This is a genomic window from Phaeobacter sp. HS011, assembly GCF_018101215.1.
Classification (GTDB): domain Bacteria; phylum Pseudomonadota; class Alphaproteobacteria; order Rhodobacterales; family Rhodobacteraceae; genus Phaeobacter; species Phaeobacter inhibens.
The window spans coordinates 39,468-54,353 of sequence record NZ_JAGEUF010000007.1; the positions used below are offsets into that span (position 1 = coordinate 39,468).

A 14,886-nucleotide genomic window follows, 5' to 3' on the forward strand; every position below is an offset into this window, starting at 1 on the left:
TGGGGGGAGGCGAGGTCTTACTCTAAGTTTATTTGAGAATGAACTATACTCGTGCGGAACCTGTTCCAGCACCTAAGTGGCAGTGCGGTCTTTCGGTGCGTTCTTCAGGTTATCGGTAAGGCGGGAAAGGCCGTCCGTGATCTGCTTCAGCGCATTAAGCTCAAGGCCGGTGGCTTCGATCAGGCAGGAAGTGATCTCGCGCGAAGCCGCATGAAGTGCAATGCCATCGTCTGTCAAGTGAACAAAAACTTGCCGCTCATCGTCCGTGCCTCGCATCCGCCGGACAAATCCCATGTTCTCAAGTCTTTTTAACAGGGGTGTCAGGGTGCTTGTCTTCAGTGACAATTGAGTTGCGAGTTCGCTGACACCTTGCTGGTCCCGCTCCCATAGCAGCATCAAGGTGATGTATTGTGGATATGTCAAGCCGAGAGGGCGGAGCATCGGCCCATAGACTTGGTTGATGGCATGCGAAGCATTGTACACTGCGTAGCAGAACATCTCATCGGCTTTTTCAGGCAGTTTGTTCATCCTGGTTCCGAGATCTCCAAATACATCGTGTGCGATACTTTTGCTTGACGACTGCTGGAAGTCAAGATTAGTGTCAGAACCACAAAGTGTCGTGCGCGATCTAAATTGCGCGAATTCTGACCGTGGTTTTTGCGGTTGCCGGAAGGAGGAGTGAAAGACGATGTCACAGGCCATAGAACTGATTGATGCCTTGAACGGAACATTTGGCCGCCACAGCGGCGCCCGCGCTTCACATGCGAAAGGATTTTCTGCCAGAGGTCGCTTCATTCCAGCGGCCGTAGGTCCCGAGACCGATATCCCGTTGCTCGCTGGAGAACAGCCAATAGTTGCACGCTTTTCGGTTGGCGGAGGAAAGCCCGGAATCAGTGACAAAAGCCCTACAGTCCGCGGTATCGGGCTTGAAATTGGAAAGGGCGCCGGGGCCTGGGCCATGGCCCTGATTTCCAACCCGGTTTTCTTTGCCAATTCCGCGGAACAGTTTAAGGCCTTTCTGGCAGCAAGGGTGGCCGATCCTGCAACCGGTGGGCCGGATCCTGAAAAGGTTAAGGCATTTAACGAGGCGAACCCGAATACGGTTCCCCATCAGAGCTATCTGAAGTCGGTGGCGCCTTGCCGGTGTTATTCTGCAGAACAGTATCATTCAGGCCATGCTTATCACTTCGGTACCAGCGAAGGCGTGCTTGCGGCCCGTATCCTTCTGGAGCCTGAAGGCGGCCGTCACGGCCTGACGGATGAGGAGAAGAAGGATCTGCCGGATGATTTCCTTTATGACAGGCTGCTGCGGGAGTTGAGTAACAGGCCTGCTCGATGGACGCTGAAGCTGGTTGTGGCGAATGATGCGGATGATATCTCGGATCCAACCGTCCCATGGGATGGGGTGCATGGCGAACTGATCCTTGGAACGGTGCAAATCGAGTTGCCGGATGACCGGGCGGAGAGCGTAGCCAAAGTGTTTGACCCCTCTCATTTGCCAGAGGGTGTGGCAGAGCCTCGCGATAATGTATTCGCCCTGCGCAGTCCTGCATATGCGGTCTCTGTTGCGCGCCGGTCCAGTTGAAACTGCTAAATCGGCTGCGCCCGAGCCGCCGTTGCCGGAGGAGAATTAAAATACGACTTGAAGATACCTATTTGATAAAGTAAGTATTCGGTAAAGTAGGGATGTCATGGTCAAACTTGGAGATTCTCATGGCGCAAGTACCGCGGGCGCGGCCACATATGTTTGATGTTACCCCGGAAGAGATCAGTAGGCTGGTATGTTGTTTTTATGCACGTATCCGCGTGGATAATGTGCTTGGCCCGGTGTTCAGTGCGGCCATTGAAGACTGGCCAGCGCACGAGGCGAAAATCTTGGCGTTCTGGAGGGGGGCGATCCTGCGCGAACCGGGGTATGAAGGAAATCCCATGCAGGTTCATCTGTCCAACTCGGAAATACTGCTGGAACACTTTCCTCGGTGGCTGGAGCTGTTCCGAGACACGGCAAACCGCGAGTTGAAACCGGAAACGGCCGCGGCATTTGCAAGTCTGGCCGACCGTATCGGCAATGGGTTGTCCTATGGAATCGAAAACTTCCGCAAGCCTGAAGGGGCTCCACCTGTTCTGGCATGAGTAATTTACGGGCAGTTGCCGGAGGGTCGCTGTCTCGTATGTTAGGATCGAAACCATCATTCCGTCCCGGACGGCCAAAAGGAGAGACGAAAAATGACTGCAGGCGTCTATTCCAAAGCAAGGGTGATCCAGGAGGATCCGGGGCAGGTGGTGAAGCGCTGGCTGGTTGCCGGTTGGCGGGATCTGCGCGCAAACCCCGGGTTTTCCCTTGTGTACGGGATGGCACTGGTTCTAGGGGGGTGGACTTTAATCTGGCTTCTTTCAGCGAGCGGGACCGGCTGGATGTTGCTGCCGCTGCTGGCGGGCGGGGTGCTGATCGGGCCGGTTGCAACGGTTGGGCTCTACGCTGTGGCCCGCGGGCGGCGCGAGGTAGCCTCAAAAGGGCAGATCGCGCTGGTGGGGGCCATCCTGATGGTCTTTGCCCTGACCTGGATCCGCGCGGCCACGGTGCTGTTTGCCATTGTGTACGGTCTGCGTCCCTTTGCCGGTTTCATCGAAACCCTGCAATTGCTGCTCAGCACGCAGGCGGGGTGGGTGCTGATGATCGCGGGTTCGCTGACGGGCGGGCTGTTTGCAGCGCTTGGCTTTGCGGTCTCGGCGTTTTCAGTGCCGATGCTGGTGGATCGCGAGATCGACGGCTTCTCGGCCATGGGGCTGAGCTTCAATGCGGCCACCCATAATTTCCGGCTCTGCGTCTGGTGGGGCGCTGCCATCACCTTCCTGACCGCCCTGGGCATTCTGACCGGGTTGCTGGGGCTTGCAATTGTCTTTCCGCTGCTTGGCTATGCCACCTGGCATGCCTACGCGGATCTGTTCCATGGAGATGCATGAATGGCTGAGGCTCTTCCCAAAGGCGCGGTGCATTACGCCACCTCGCGGTTTACGCAGGACACCCTTCCGGAGAAATTGCGTAAGGATCACAGCACCAAGGCGGGCGTCTGGGGTCAGTTGGCGGTGCACAGCGGCCGGCTGCTGTTCCGGCGTGAAGACAAGGCGGAGGTGATTGTCGAAGCGGGCGGAACCGCCATCTTTGCCCCGCAGGAAGTACATTCGGTCGAGGCGCTTGGCGCAGTGGAATTCGAAGTCCGGTTCCATCGGCAGGAGGTATCCGATGCAACGTAATCTAAGCATAGAGGATGGCGTCATTTTCGGCGCTTTATTTGCCGTGCTCTTGGGCGGGCTTGCCATTCTGGGCTGGGGCGTTCCGCTGGGCTACGTGCTGCACGGCTGGCTGATCGCGCTGGCTGCAGGCTGGGGCATCATGTGGATGCTGAACCGGGTCAGTGACGGGCCGGGAGAGGTGCCTTTAGAGTATAACGACAAAGTCATCCGCTTCGGTGTCATTGCTGCTTTGATCTGGGGAATAATCGGTTTTGCCGTTGGTGACATTCTTGCGTGGCAACTGGCCATCCCGTCGCTTAACGGCGATATGTCCTGGTCCAACTTCGGACGGCTGCGGCCGGTGCATACCTCCGGCGTTATCTTCGGCTTTGGGGGCAACGCGCTGATCGCCACCTCCTTTTATGTGGTGCAGCGGACCTCGCGGGCACGGCTGGCCAGCGAGACGCTGCCATGGCTAGTGTTTTGGGGGTATAACCTGTTCCTGGTGCTGGCTGCATCAGGCTACCCGATGGGCATCACTCAGTCCAAGGAATACGCTGAACCGGAATGGTATGCAGACCTATTGCTGCTGGTGGTCTGGGTTGGCTATCTGACCCTGTACCTCAGGACCCTGGCACGGCGAGCTGAGCCGCATATTTATGTGGCCAACTGGTACTATCTCGCTTTCATCGTGGTGATTGCAATGCTGCACACGGTGAACAACCTCTCGGTTCCGGTCTCGATTGCCTACCCCAAGAGCTATTCGCTGTTTGCCGGCACCCAGGATGCGATGACGCAGTGGTGGTACGGCCATAATGCGGTCGGGTTCCTGCTGACCGCAGGCTTCCTGGGTATGCTCTACTATTTTCTGCCCAAGGCGGTGAACCGGCCGGTCTATTCCTATCGGATGTCAATAGTCGGCTTCTGGGGGATCACCTTTCTCTACCTCTGGGCCGGGTCGCACCACCTGCATTACACGGCGCTGCCGGATTGGGTGCAGTACCTGGGCATGAGCATGTCGATCATCCTGCTGGTGCCCAGCTGGGCCTCGGTCTTCAATGGTATCCTGACGATCAACGGCGCCTGGGACAAGGTGCGCACCGATCCGGCTGTGCGCTTCATGATGGTGGCGATCCTGTTCTACGGGCTGTCGACGTTTGAAGGCTCCTTCATGGCGATCCGTCCCGTCAATTCGCTGAGCCATTATACTGACTGGACCGTGGGCCATGTGCATGCGGGGGCGCTTGGCTGGGTGGCCTTTATCACCTTTGGCGCCATGTACAAAATGGTGCCTTGGGTCTGGAAACGCGAGGGCGTCTATTCGCTGAAACTGGAGGCCTGGCACTTCTGGCTCGCCCTCTCAGGTACGCTGATCTACGTCGGTGCGATGTGGAACAGCGGCATTACACAATCGCTGATGTGGCAGACCTATGATGCGGATGGCGCTTTCCTCTATTCCTTCCTCGACAGTGTGATCGAGATGCACCCCTACTATGTGGCACGTGCAGTCGGCGGTTTGCTCTATCTGATCGGGGCCTGCATCGGTGCCTACAACATCTACATGACGGTGAGCGGTCCGCGGAAAACACAATCCCGGCAAACCGGGCCCTTGGCTCAGCCTGCGGAGTAACGCCCATGAGCACAGCACACCAGAAACTTGAACGCCACTCGCTGGGATTTGCCATGATGATCCTGCTGGTGGCCTCGATCGGCGGCATTGTCGAAATTGCACCGCTGTTTACAATCGAAAACACGGTGGAGGAAGTCGAAGGCATGCGGCCCTATACGCCATTGGAACTGGCCGGGCGCGACATCTATGTGCGCGAGGGGTGCTATGCCTGCCACAGCCAGATGATCCGTACCCTGCGCTCGGACGTGGAGCGTTACGGGCACTACAGCCTGGCCGCCGAGAGCATGTATGACCACCCGTTCCAATGGGGCTCGAAGCGCACCGGGCCTGATCTGGCCCGGATCGGCCGCAAATACTCGGACGACTGGCATGTGGCGCATCTGGAGGCGCCGCGTGAACTGGTCCCCGGATCTGTGATGCCCGGCTATGCCTTTCTGTCCGAAAACAGGCTGCAGACCGGTCACTTGCCCGCCGCACTGAAGGCGCTGAGCCGGGCAGGGGTACCCTACACAGAAGCGCAGATCGAAAATGCCGAAAAGGACGCGGTCTGGCAGGCAGATTTCGAGCAGAATTACGAAGGCGAGCTGCAGGAGAGTTACGGCGCAAATGTGCAGGTGCGCGATTTCGACGGCCAGCCCGGAAGTCTGACAGAAATGGATGCGCTGGTGGCCTACCTGCAGATGCTGGGAACGCTCGTTGATTTCGATTCTTTGAACCCCGAGGAGGTTAACCGATGACCCATGATGCAGTTCTGGTCTTCTCCAAAACCTGGGGCGCTATCTATCTGCTGAGTGTATTCTTGGCGGCCGTGGTCTGGGTCTACTGGCCATCGCGGCGCCGCATGTATGACGATGCGGCGCAGTCTCCGCTGGATGGGCGGGAGGACCAACCATGGCGCTAAGAGAAAAGGATCCGGTCTCGGGTACGGACTTGACTGGTCACGAGTGGGACGGGATCAAGGAACTGGACACGCCGGTCCCTTGGGCCGCCCGATGGTCGCTGTGGGGCAGTATTGCAGTGGCCGCCGTATTTTGGGTGTTCTACCCGTCTTTTCCCGCTGTGAGGGACTACGCCAAAGGGGCGCTCGGGTATTCCTCAAGGGCTGAAGTCATGGCCTCACTGAAGGAAGCAGAGGCGGACCGCGAACAAGCTTTCTCGCCTTTCACATCGGAGGATATTGAAGCGATGGCCGCCGATTCGTCGCTGGAGGAGCGCTATGGCGCGGCCATTTCCAAGCTTTATGCAGACAATTGCGCCGCTTGCCATACGGAAAATCTGAAGGGGCAGCCTGGCTTTCCGAATCTGGCTGACGGCCATTGGCTGTGGTCGGGATCGCCGGAGGAGATCGAATATACGATCCGCTATGGCATCAATGCGGCACATGATGAGACCCGCATCGCCCAGATGCTGGCCTTTGGGGCGGATGGGATGATCGAAAAGCCGCAGGTCAAGGAGGTGACGGAATTTGTGCTGTCGCTTTCCGGTCAAGAGCATGATGCAGAGGCGGCTGAGGCGGGCAGGGCAGTCTTTGAAGAAAACTGTGCCGCCTGCCACGGCGAAGACGGTCGCGGAGGCTATGAAAACGGTGCGCCGAATCTGGGAGATGGCCATTGGATCTACGGCGGCGGCAGGGAAGGCATCTACCAGAGTATCTACTACGGAAGGCAAGGTGTCATGCCTGCCTGGGAAGGTCGCCTGAGCGATATGCAGATCCGGATGCTGACGCTTTACCTGTTGTGGAACGGCGAAAATGCCCCAGGCTGAGGAAAACCCACGGTTCCGCAGGGCTATGTATCTGCTGATACTGGCCTTGCTGACCGGGTACATCGGCTTCAAGGCCTGGCACCTGTCGGTGGCCTTCGACGCGTGGGAAAATCAGTCTCTGGAGGGCGCGATTTCGGGGGCTGCCAAGTAGGTAGTTTGCAGAATGATACGCAAATATTTTGCGTATGAATGGCTTCAAGCAGCGCCTCGGCCAGCTTCCAACGCCCGAATCAGGTTCTTCATTCCTCGGTTTCCTTCGAGAACATTCTGCAGGGTCTTGCTGTCTAGTGCGGCAAAGAACACTTCCTGTGCCTCGGTCAGGATCGGCAATAGGCCGCAGGCCGGGGTCATCACGCAGCAGCCGCCATCTTCCTTCATGCACTCAACCAGCGGTGTGCCGCGCTCGGACTTACGCAGCAGCCCGCCGATTGATATAGCCTCCGGCGGCAGTGCCATCCGCATGCCCCCGTTGCGCCCGCGCACTGATTCCACGTAGCCCTCATGAGTCAGCCATTGGGAAATCTTGGCCAGGTGGTTGAAGGGCAGCTTCTGCATCTCCGCAATTTCACGCGTAGACATTAGCCCCTCCTCATGGGTGGAGAGGTGGATCAGGATGCGAAGTGCGTAGTCTGAAAACTTTGAAATCTGCATAAGCACTCTTCTCACAAAAAACACGTATTGGAAATACGTATTTCATTGACATGTATCGGCGCTCTTCAATAATAAGCATTATAAATACTTATTAAAGGGGGCGGCACATGCAGCCAGTTGTTCTTTTGATCTCGCTGATCCTGATGGCATTGCTGTCAGCGGTCTTCTACATGGCAGCCAGGGCTTCGCAGGGCGAAGCCCCCGGGCCAAATGCCAACAGCAAACGCACCGGCCTGATTTGGGCGATGGTGATTCTCGGTGTAATCGTGTCCGTAGGCTCTCTGCGCAGCTGGCCGCACGCGTTGGCCAGTACCGGCGATGCGCTGGAAGTGAGTGTCAGTGGCGGTCAGTGGTGGTGGGATATCGACACCACCGAAATTCCGGCTGGGAAGCCGGTCAACTTCAACGTCACGACCGAGGACGTTACCCACGGCATGGGTATCTATGACAGTGAGCTGACGCTGCTGACCCAGGTCCAAGCGATTCCCGGTTACACAACCAAGGTCACCTATACGTTCACCGAACCGGGCAGCTACCAGCTCCTGTGCATGGAGTTCTGCGGGGTGGCCCACCACGACATGGTCAATGAATTCGAAGTTGTAGCGGTGGAGGAATAAATGAACACTGTATCTGAATCTGCAGTGGCTGATCGGGCTGCTGCCGGGCCTCAGCCCCATCCTCAGGCCGGCGCTGTCAAGCTGACCATGATCCTGTCAGGTGCGGTTTTCGCGCTGATGATGGTCTTCGGGCTGATCATGCGTGCCGCTCAGGGCCAGTGGATAGAACTGGATCCGACGCTTTTCTATCAAATCCTGACAGCCCATGGCGCGGGCATGGTTGGTACCGCTGCGCTCTCAGGGGCCGCCATCATGTGGTATTTTTGCGGTCGTTACGTCGTACTGACCGCCGGTATCTTCTGGGCCTTTCTCGGCCTGTTCCTGCTGGGTGTTGTGCTGATCCTGGGCGCGATCTTCATCGGCGGATTTGGCGGTGCCTGGACCTTCCTATTCCCGCTGCCCGCCATGTCCGGCGGCGCCTGGGAGGCTGGGGCTGCCGCGGCCTTCATGCTGGGTTATGTGTCGATCGGTGTCGGTTTCCTGCTCTACTATCTTGAGCTGGGGCGCCAGATCCATGCGCGATATGGCAGCCTGGCGCGGGCGCTGGGCTGGAACCTGATCCTGGGCCGCGAAGACAACAACCCGCCGCCGCCGACCATTGTTGCTGCGGCAGCCGTCACCATCTTCAACTCTATCGGCATCATCCTGGGTGCGGCCGTTCTGGTGGCCAGCCTGGTGCATCTCTTGGTGCCGGGGTTTGAGGTCAATGCGCTCTTGGCCAAGAATCTGATCTATTTCTTCGGCCATGTCTTCATCAACGCCTCGATCTACATGGCGGTGACCGCAGTCTACGAGATCCTGCCGGAATACACCGGTCGCCCTTGGAAATCGAACCGGGTGTTCGCGATCGCCTGGAATGCGGTGCTGATCTTCGTGATGGCGGTCTACTGGCACCACCTGCTGCAGGATGTGGTAATGCCGCCCTGGATGCTGGTGGTGGGACAGTTGGTCTCCTACTTCAGCGGCATTCCTCTGATCGCAGTTACGGCCTTTTCCACCTTCCTCTATGTGCGCGGATCGAAAATGACCTGGGATCTGGCCTCTTCGCTTCTGGTCTTGTCGGTGGCGGGTTGGTCAGTAGGGTCGATCCCGGCGTCGATCGATGGGATGATCAGCGTCAATAAGGTGATGCACAACACCATGTGGGTGCCGGGCCATTTCCACACCTACTTGTTGCTGGGTGAAGTTGCGATGGCCTTCGGCTTCATGGCCTGGCTGGTGCGCGGCAAGGCCATTGCCGAGATGGGCGGCTTGGACCGCGCGGCTTTTGCCACCTATCTCGCTGGCGCTGCCGGGTTTGTCATCGTCTTCCTGTTCTCCGGTGCCGCCTCAATCCCGCGTCGCTGGGCGGTGCATTACGAGGAATGGCTTACTCATGACCGCATCGGTACAGCCTTCAGCGCGCTGGTGGTGCTGGGAACCCTGATCTTTGTGCTGCGGTTTGTGGCGCGCTTGGGCCGGAGCAGCAACTGATGCTGGCGCGCGCATTCCCATCATTTCTCGCCGCCCTGATCGGCGGCGGGATCCTGTGGCACGCCACGGACGGTGCGCGCGCCTTCACAAGCGAAACGGCCCGGCGGCTGGACGTCGCCCGGTCGCCCCGCCCGGTGCCGGGTGTGATACTGGAAGACATGTCCGGCCAGCGCGTGCCGCTGCTGCCGCAGGAGGGCGAGGTGGTGCTGGTTGAGTTCATCTACACGGTCTGCGGTGACATCTGCCAGATCGCGGCGACAGATTTTGCCGAGGTCCGCGGCCGGTTGCAGGCTCAGGATGTGAAGGCACGGCTGATCTCAGTTAGCTTTGACCCGCAGCGGGACACTCCGGAGCAGATGGCCATCTACGGCGATGCCCATGAGGCAGATGGCGCAGTGTGGACCGTCGCCCGGCCGGAAGAAAGTGACTTGGATGGGCTTCTGGAATTGTTTGATGTGACAGTCATCCCTGATGAATGGGGCGGCTACCAGCACAACGCGGCAATCCATGTGATTGACGGCAGCGGCCGGTTCTCGGCTGTCTTTGATACTGATGCGGTGGAAGCGGTGGCTGCCCATCTGCAGGAGGTTCAGCCATGAGGATGATTTGCCTGGGACTGCTTGCATTGGCCGAAGCCGTTGCCATGCGGGAGGCAGCTGTTAGCAGTCCGATTCAGCATGTTTTGGTGCAGATGCCCTTGCTGGTGCTGGCTGGAGCGGTGGCCGGGTGGCAGTTGAGTGTGCCGCGCCACTGGGCAGTGCCGCTGCTTCTGACAGCCCTGACGGCCTTACTGTTCTGGATGCTGCCGCTCAATGTGGACTGGGCGCTGACGCCAGCGGGCGAGCTGGCCAAATATGTATCGCTGCCATTGTTGCTGGGACTGCCTCTGCGGCTGTCCTGGCCTTGGTTGGGTCCGATCCTACGCGGGTTTATTAAGGCCAATGCGTTGTCGATGCTGGGGGTCTTGGGTTTCCTTTACACTCATGCGCCTGTCCGCATCTGTAATTCTTATCTGGTGTCCGCGCAGCAGGATCTTGGCTTTGCCTTTCTTTATCTTGCCGCGGCTCTGGCCTGCCTTTGGGCCATCCCGGTTTTGTTCGGACATCCGCGCTGGCTGCCGCTGAGCACTGACGGATGCACCAAATGCGGAGCATGAACTGACATGACTTATTCCGACACTGTTCTTGGGTTTGCGCAGCTGGCGCAGAAGAAAAGCCAGAACCTGCGCACCGATCCACTGGCTTTCCTGATCCTGGCGCTCAAGGCCGGCGCCTTTGTTGGCGCAGGAATCCTATTGATCTTTTCGGTGGGGCAGGGCGTCGAGGGGGCCTTCCGCCCGATTGTCATGGGGGCAAGCTTTGGCATCGCACTGACGCTGGTGGTCTTTGCCGGAGCGGAGCTGTTTACCGGCCACACCATGTATATGACGCATGGATTGCTGACCGGCACCAGCAGCCTGAAAGACCTTGCCTGCTGCTGGGCGGCAAGTTGGTCGGGCAACCTGGTTGGCGCGATACTTCTGGCGGCGTTGTTTGTGATAGGGGGCGGGGGCCTGATCCTGGGCGCCGGCGAAGACGCGCTTCTGTACAAGGTCGCCGCCAAGAAGATGCACGGATCAGCACCGCAGCTATTCGCCAAAGCGGTTCTGTGCAACTGGCTGGTCTGCCTCGCCTTGTGGTGTGCGGCACGGTCCAAGGATGATGTAACCAAATGCATCGTCATCTTCTGGTGCCTCTATGCATTCATTGCTGCGGGTTTCGAGCACAGCGTCGCCAATATGACGGTCTTCTCGGTTGCCTTGCTGTCCGATCACCCGGAGAGCATCTCGCTGGCGGGTGCGGCTCATAACCTCACTTTCGTCACTCTGGGCAACGCTTTTGCGGGTGCGGGGATCATGGGCTACGGGTACTGGCGTGCGGCTTCCAAACCGCAGATGCGGACCGCGACCGCAAGCGACGCAGTTCTTCAGAGTGAGAAGGAGGCGCACTGATGGGTTTTTTCGCGGACAGAAGCGGTTTGGAAACCTTTGCCGGGCAGTCTCCGATTGATGTGGCTAAGCCTATGGCTGCGATCATCTTCATATGGTCCGGAGCGGCGATTGCCGGAAACCTGATTGCAGCGCCGGCCAAATTTCAGGCACCCTCTCTTACTTTGCCGGTGGCCCTGGATGTGGGCCGAATGCAATTTCAATGGCTGGGGGTGGCTGAAGCAGTTTGCGCCTTTCTCGTTTTGGCCCTGCTCCTTGCCTCCAAGCGGATGGCCAGCTGGCAATTGGTTGCGGTGTTTGCAGCTTTTGCTCTGCAAAGATTGTGGATCCTGCCAGTTCTGGACGAGCGCACTCTGGCCATCATTGCAGGTCAGCCGGTGAAAGAAAGCTCGCTTCATTTGGTTTACATCGCAGCTGAGGTCGTGAAGGCCGCTTGCCTCGTTTGGGCTGGTTCCCAAGCCATGCGCCCGCTCTCAGCAAGGAGCCGCGCCTAAGACTATCTCACCCAAAACACTCAATGATTGATGTCAATACCACGAAAGGAACGAAGTGATGAGGAACATTCTACTGGCCGTTTTCCTAGCAATTGGCAGTGGCCAAGCCGCAGCGGCAGATGGTGATGCTGCCGCAGGTGAAAAAGTGTTCAAGAAATGTGCCGCCTGCCATGCAGTGGAGGAGGGTAAGAAGAAAGTCGGGCCGACAATGTTTGGTATCTGGGGTAGGCCCGCGGGGGCGGTCGAAGGGTACAAATACTCCTCTGCTATGCAGGAGGCGGAATTCTTTTGGGACGAGGAACAGCTGACGGGATTCCTAGCGGCACCAAAGAAACATCTTCCAGGCACAAAGATGGCCTTCCCGGGATTGAAAAAGGAACAGCAGATCAGCGACCTGTTGGCATACCTAAAAACACTGAATTAGCGTTTTTAAAAAATCTGGCCGACTACTCTGCTATTCTGATGAGTAGTTGGCTGGAACATTTGTTCAGAAGGGCCCGGCTTCACTTCTGGGCCGCGTTGTAGACTGAAGGTTATCGGGCTTGGGTGAAACAGTGTCCAAATCCTGCTCCCGCAACCAAATCACAACACTAAATGCAACAACATTGCGCCCGCACCAGCGGGTGCTCTACGTGTTCGAACGCATAGCACCGTAAGCACTGTCGAAGCATCCTGCGTTAAACTGCGCAAAGACCCACGCGTAGGGCCCGACTGGTGCGACGGCGACAGGAACAGGTGGCAGACGGTTGGGGGCATGGTCTGACGTTAGGTCTCAACGCCTGGCGGCGCGCTGTGGCATCGGCGCCGCTGGCAACGCGCGCTGTCTGTGAAGTGCTTTTGCATCGGAACCGGTTCTGTTAACGTTGACTTAACAAAAAACCGCCGCAGGCAGGCAGTCGAGTATATGCAAACAGGCTTTCGAGGCACCTATGTCATTTCGTGGGGGCAGACTGAGATTGATGGTCTGCCGGGGGCACCGGTGTCTGCAGTGGCGGCGGGGGCCAGCTGGCGATGGGGTGGAGCACCGTTGCGCGTTGACGGGCCGGGGAATATTTTGCAGCTGGAGCAAAGCGACGGAGAGCGTGATTTGCGGCGCAGCGCGGCGCGCAGCGTTCGCCGGTTGGTGGGGCTGGCGATAGATCCCAAGGCTGACGAAACGGGTTCGCAGGCTGCGGAGCCGGAGGCCGGGACGGTGCTGCGGGATCGCCATTTTGTGGTCACGGACGGGTTGCGCAATTACACTGTTACCCTGATCGAGGTGGGGCAGGGGCAGCGTCCCCTGCTGATGTTCGTGGATTGCCATCCGCCGCAGGATACGGATCTCTGGGTTGTGGATGTGCGGCTTGAGGGCTGCGAGCGGGCTGGCGTGACATCCCATACCGGGGTGATCTGTTTTACGCCCGGCACGATTTTGCGCACCCCCGCAGGTGGGGTGCCGGTCGAACACTTGCAGGAAGGGGACTGGATTCAGACCCGCGACAGCGGTGCCCAGCAGATCCAGTGGATCGGTGCGCGGCGCATGACTGGCGCGCGCCTGTTTGTGACGCCTGAACTGCGTCCGGTGCGGATCAGCGGCGGCGCGCTTGGCATGCAGCGGCCAGATGCCGATCTTCTGGTCTCGCCCAGTCACCGCGTGTTGTTGCGTGGGCCGCATGTGCAGAGCCTGTTCAACACGTCCGAGGTGCTGGTTGCGGCGCGTGATCTGATCAACGGGCGCGATATTGCTGTCGATACCCAGTTGCGTGAGGTCACCTATATCCATCTGTTGCTGTCGGATCATCAGGTTCTTTGGGCGAATGGGGTGGAGACGGAGAGTTTTCACCCGGCCCAGGCCGCGCTGAGTGCGCTGCGCTGTGAAGACCGGACGCGCCTGTTGCAGGTGCTGCCGGATCTGGAGGTGGATCCGATGCGATATGGCGATTTTGCACGGCGTAATCTCAGCCAGCCGGAGGCGGCAATCCTGCGTCACGCAGCCGCCTGATCCGTTGCGGATCCAAAGGTGCAGAACCTTGGATATTGCCCGGTTTTTCGGAGCAGGGCATAGCGTAGGAAAAGCTGGTTGACTCTCTCCAGCCCTCGTCTATACACGCGGCTTCATTGGTGTTGGTGGCTCCCGCAAGGGAATGCCTGTCATGCCCGAGGCGCGCGAGTGAGTGCAACGCGGAGCAAGAGGACAACGCCCTTCGATGCAGCCATTTGGTTGCGATATAAACTGAAGGAGATCAGCCGTGACCAAACGCACGTCTGCCAAGTACAAAATTGACCGCCGTATGGGCGAAAACATCTGGGGTCGTCCGAAGTCCCCGGTGAACCGTCGTGAATACGGCCCCGGCCAGCACGGTCAGCGCCGCAAGGGCAAGCTGTCCGATTTCGGTATCCAGCTGCGCGCCAAGCAGAAGCTGAAAGGTTACTACGGCGACCTGACCGAGAAGCAGTTCCGTCGCATCTACTCCGAAGCTGAGCGTGTAAAAGGCGACACCGGTGAAAACCTCATTGGTCTGCTGGAGCGCCGCCTGGACGCGGTTGTCTACCGCGCCAAGTTTGTTGCAACCGTTTTTGCGGCTCGTCAGTTCGTGAACCACGGTCACGTTCTGGTCAACGGCAAGCGCGTGAACATCCCCTCCTACCGCGTGAAGGAAGGCGATGTGATCGAGGTTCGTGAGAAGTCCAAGCAAATGACCGCGCTGCTGGAAGCTGTTCAGCTGGCCGAGCGTGACGTGCCTGACTACGTTGAAGCCGATCACTCCAAAATGACCGCCACTTTCGTGCGCGCACCGGGCCTCTCCGACGTGCCGTACCCGGTTGTCATGGAACCGAACCTGGTCGTAGAATTCTACGCCAAGAACTAAGTCCTGTTCCAACCGGACGAGACAGAGAAGGGGCTGCCATCGGGCGGCCCCTTTTTTCGTTCTTGGGGCTGTCACTGTGGTTTTGGCTGTCTCGTGGTTGCCTTGCCGGGCTTGCGCCATTGGCATTAGCGATTGTCAGCTGCCCCTTCACAGACCTATCCTGTCCCCAGAGGCCCGTTCAGAGGCC

The 14,886-nt window shown here is 58.5% G+C and carries 20 protein-coding genes; 18 read left to right on the forward strand and 2 right to left on the reverse strand.

The features are described 5' to 3' along the window. Positions 1–72: 72 nt before the first annotated feature. On the reverse strand, positions 73–795 hold the full coding sequence (locus J4721_RS19780; RefSeq protein ID WP_247656133.1) for a MarR family winged helix-turn-helix transcriptional regulator: 723 nt from the start codon (positions 793–795) through the stop codon (positions 73–75). Between J4721_RS19780 and J4721_RS14365 the strand changes: the two genes are divergently transcribed. The 9 genes from J4721_RS14365 to J4721_RS14405 all read left to right on the forward strand — a co-directional run bounded on the left by J4721_RS14365 (position 689) and on the right by J4721_RS14405 (position 6,779). Then, positions 689–1,585, forward strand: a complete 897-nt coding sequence (locus J4721_RS14365) for a catalase (RefSeq protein WP_211003008.1) — start codon at positions 689–691, stop codon at positions 1,583–1,585. The genes J4721_RS19780 and J4721_RS14365 overlap by 107 nt on opposite strands. Before the next feature lie 128 nt (positions 1,586–1,713). Continuing rightward, positions 1,714–2,133 carry a group III truncated hemoglobin gene (locus tag J4721_RS14370; RefSeq protein WP_102877051.1) on the forward strand — a complete coding sequence of 140 codons (420 nt, stop codon included), beginning with the start codon at positions 1,714–1,716 and terminating at the stop codon, positions 2,131–2,133. Positions 2,134–2,226: 93 nt separating this feature from the next. Next, the gene (locus J4721_RS14375) at positions 2,227–2,964 is read left to right on the forward strand and encodes a DUF2189 domain-containing protein (protein WP_102870307.1); all 738 of its coding nucleotides are present in this window, start codon (positions 2,227–2,229) and stop codon (positions 2,962–2,964) included. Next, positions 2,965–3,255 (forward strand): DUF1971 domain-containing protein, encoded by a 291-nt coding sequence (locus J4721_RS14380; RefSeq protein ID WP_014875444.1) that lies wholly within the window; start codon positions 2,965–2,967, stop codon positions 3,253–3,255. Further along, on the forward strand, positions 3,245–4,864 hold the full coding sequence (gene ccoN, locus J4721_RS14385) for a cytochrome-c oxidase, cbb3-type subunit I (protein WP_211003007.1): 1,620 nt from the start codon (positions 3,245–3,247) through the stop codon (positions 4,862–4,864). The genes J4721_RS14380 and ccoN overlap by 11 nt, the downstream gene beginning before the upstream one ends. A gap of 5 nt (positions 4,865–4,869) precedes the next feature. Further along, positions 4,870–5,601: a cytochrome-c oxidase, cbb3-type subunit II gene (gene ccoO, locus J4721_RS14390; protein ID WP_211003006.1), complete on the forward strand. Its 732-nt coding sequence runs from the start codon at positions 4,870–4,872 to the stop codon at positions 5,599–5,601. Next, complete coding sequence (locus tag J4721_RS14395; RefSeq protein ID WP_014875441.1) at positions 5,598–5,765, forward strand: cbb3-type cytochrome c oxidase subunit 3; 168 nt, start codon at positions 5,598–5,600, stop codon at positions 5,763–5,765. The genes ccoO and J4721_RS14395 overlap by 4 nt, the downstream gene beginning before the upstream one ends. Then, positions 5,756–6,628 carry a cytochrome-c oxidase, cbb3-type subunit III gene (gene ccoP / locus J4721_RS14400; protein WP_211003005.1) on the forward strand — a complete coding sequence of 291 codons (873 nt, stop codon included), beginning with the start codon at positions 5,756–5,758 and terminating at the stop codon, positions 6,626–6,628. Before J4721_RS14395 ends, ccoP begins: the two co-directional genes overlap by 10 nt. Next, complete coding sequence (locus J4721_RS14405) at positions 6,615–6,779, forward strand: hypothetical protein (protein WP_211003004.1); 165 nt, start codon at positions 6,615–6,617, stop codon at positions 6,777–6,779. The genes ccoP and J4721_RS14405 overlap by 14 nt, the downstream gene beginning before the upstream one ends. A 44-nt stretch (positions 6,780–6,823) precedes the next feature. Here J4721_RS14405 and J4721_RS14410 read toward each other — a convergent pair whose 3' ends face one another. Next, positions 6,824–7,279 carry an Rrf2 family transcriptional regulator gene (locus tag J4721_RS14410; protein WP_014875439.1) on the reverse strand — a complete coding sequence of 152 codons (456 nt, stop codon included), beginning with the start codon at positions 7,277–7,279 and terminating at the stop codon, positions 6,824–6,826. A 107-nt stretch (positions 7,280–7,386) separates the two neighbouring features. Here J4721_RS14410 and J4721_RS14415 point away from each other — a divergent pair, with 107 nt between their 5' ends. The 9 genes from J4721_RS14415 (at position 7,387) to rpsD (ending at position 14,699) form a co-directional block, all read left to right on the forward strand. Then, positions 7,387–7,896, forward strand: coding sequence for a cytochrome C oxidase subunit I (locus tag J4721_RS14415; protein ID WP_211003003.1), 510 nt, complete (start codon positions 7,387–7,389; stop codon positions 7,894–7,896). Continuing rightward, positions 7,897–9,369, forward strand: a complete 1,473-nt coding sequence (locus J4721_RS14420) for a cbb3-type cytochrome c oxidase subunit I (RefSeq protein WP_211003002.1) — start codon at positions 7,897–7,899, stop codon at positions 9,367–9,369. Then, positions 9,369–9,968 carry an SCO family protein gene (locus J4721_RS14425; protein ID WP_102855073.1) on the forward strand — a complete coding sequence of 200 codons (600 nt, stop codon included), beginning with the start codon at positions 9,369–9,371 and terminating at the stop codon, positions 9,966–9,968. Before J4721_RS14420 ends, J4721_RS14425 begins: the two co-directional genes overlap by 1 nt. Further along, positions 9,965–10,525 (forward strand): hypothetical protein, encoded by a 561-nt coding sequence (locus J4721_RS14430; protein WP_247656134.1) that lies wholly within the window; start codon positions 9,965–9,967, stop codon positions 10,523–10,525. The genes J4721_RS14425 and J4721_RS14430 overlap by 4 nt, the downstream gene beginning before the upstream one ends. Positions 10,526–10,531: 6 nt before the next feature. After that, positions 10,532–11,359, forward strand: coding sequence for a formate/nitrite transporter family protein (locus J4721_RS14435; protein ID WP_014875434.1), 828 nt, complete (start codon positions 10,532–10,534; stop codon positions 11,357–11,359). Next, on the forward strand, positions 11,359–11,850 hold the full coding sequence (locus J4721_RS14440) for a hypothetical protein (protein ID WP_102873798.1): 492 nt from the start codon (positions 11,359–11,361) through the stop codon (positions 11,848–11,850). The genes J4721_RS14435 and J4721_RS14440 overlap by 1 nt, the downstream gene beginning before the upstream one ends. Before the next feature lie 58 nt (positions 11,851–11,908). After that, positions 11,909–12,274: a cytochrome c family protein gene (locus J4721_RS14445; protein WP_211003001.1), complete on the forward strand. Its 366-nt coding sequence runs from the start codon at positions 11,909–11,911 to the stop codon at positions 12,272–12,274. A gap of 480 nt (positions 12,275–12,754) precedes the next feature. Further along, positions 12,755–13,831: a Hint domain-containing protein gene (locus J4721_RS14450; protein WP_102914735.1), complete on the forward strand. Its 1,077-nt coding sequence runs from the start codon at positions 12,755–12,757 to the stop codon at positions 13,829–13,831. A 247-nt stretch (positions 13,832–14,078) separates the two neighbouring features. Next, positions 14,079–14,699, forward strand: coding sequence for a 30S ribosomal protein S4 (rpsD, locus tag J4721_RS14455; RefSeq protein ID WP_014875431.1), 621 nt, complete (start codon positions 14,079–14,081; stop codon positions 14,697–14,699). The last annotated feature ends 187 nt before the right edge of the window (positions 14,700–14,886 follow it).

Coding starts and splice junctions, on each gene's coding strand:
- J4721_RS14365 (WP_211003008.1), top strand. CDS start 689: ATGTCACAGGCCATAGAACTGATTGATGCCTTGAACGGAACATTTGGC.
- J4721_RS19780 (WP_247656133.1), bottom strand. CDS start 795: ATGAAGCGACCTCTGGCAGAAAATCCTTTCGCATGTGAAGCGCGGGCG.
- J4721_RS14370 (WP_102877051.1), top strand. CDS start 1,714: ATGGCGCAAGTACCGCGGGCGCGGCCACATATGTTTGATGTTACCCCG.
- J4721_RS14375 (WP_102870307.1), top strand. CDS start 2,227: ATGACTGCAGGCGTCTATTCCAAAGCAAGGGTGATCCAGGAGGATCCG.
- J4721_RS14380 (WP_014875444.1), top strand. CDS start 2,965: ATGGCTGAGGCTCTTCCCAAAGGCGCGGTGCATTACGCCACCTCGCGG.
- ccoN (WP_211003007.1), top strand. CDS start 3,245: ATGCAACGTAATCTAAGCATAGAGGATGGCGTCATTTTCGGCGCTTTA.
- ccoO (WP_211003006.1), top strand. CDS start 4,870: ATGAGCACAGCACACCAGAAACTTGAACGCCACTCGCTGGGATTTGCC.
- J4721_RS14395 (WP_014875441.1), top strand. CDS start 5,598: ATGACCCATGATGCAGTTCTGGTCTTCTCCAAAACCTGGGGCGCTATC.
- ccoP (WP_211003005.1), top strand. CDS start 5,756: ATGGCGCTAAGAGAAAAGGATCCGGTCTCGGGTACGGACTTGACTGGT.
- J4721_RS14405 (WP_211003004.1), top strand. CDS start 6,615: ATGCCCCAGGCTGAGGAAAACCCACGGTTCCGCAGGGCTATGTATCTG.
- J4721_RS14410 (WP_014875439.1), bottom strand. CDS start 7,279: ATGCAGATTTCAAAGTTTTCAGACTACGCACTTCGCATCCTGATCCAC.
- J4721_RS14415 (WP_211003003.1), top strand. CDS start 7,387: ATGCAGCCAGTTGTTCTTTTGATCTCGCTGATCCTGATGGCATTGCTG.
- J4721_RS14420 (WP_211003002.1), top strand. CDS start 7,897: ATGAACACTGTATCTGAATCTGCAGTGGCTGATCGGGCTGCTGCCGGG.
- J4721_RS14425 (WP_102855073.1), top strand. CDS start 9,369: ATGCTGGCGCGCGCATTCCCATCATTTCTCGCCGCCCTGATCGGCGGC.
- J4721_RS14430 (WP_247656134.1), top strand. CDS start 9,965: ATGAGGATGATTTGCCTGGGACTGCTTGCATTGGCCGAAGCCGTTGCC.
- J4721_RS14435 (WP_014875434.1), top strand. CDS start 10,532: ATGACTTATTCCGACACTGTTCTTGGGTTTGCGCAGCTGGCGCAGAAG.
- J4721_RS14440 (WP_102873798.1), top strand. CDS start 11,359: ATGGGTTTTTTCGCGGACAGAAGCGGTTTGGAAACCTTTGCCGGGCAG.
- J4721_RS14445 (WP_211003001.1), top strand. CDS start 11,909: ATGAGGAACATTCTACTGGCCGTTTTCCTAGCAATTGGCAGTGGCCAA.
- J4721_RS14450 (WP_102914735.1), top strand. CDS start 12,755: ATGCAAACAGGCTTTCGAGGCACCTATGTCATTTCGTGGGGGCAGACT.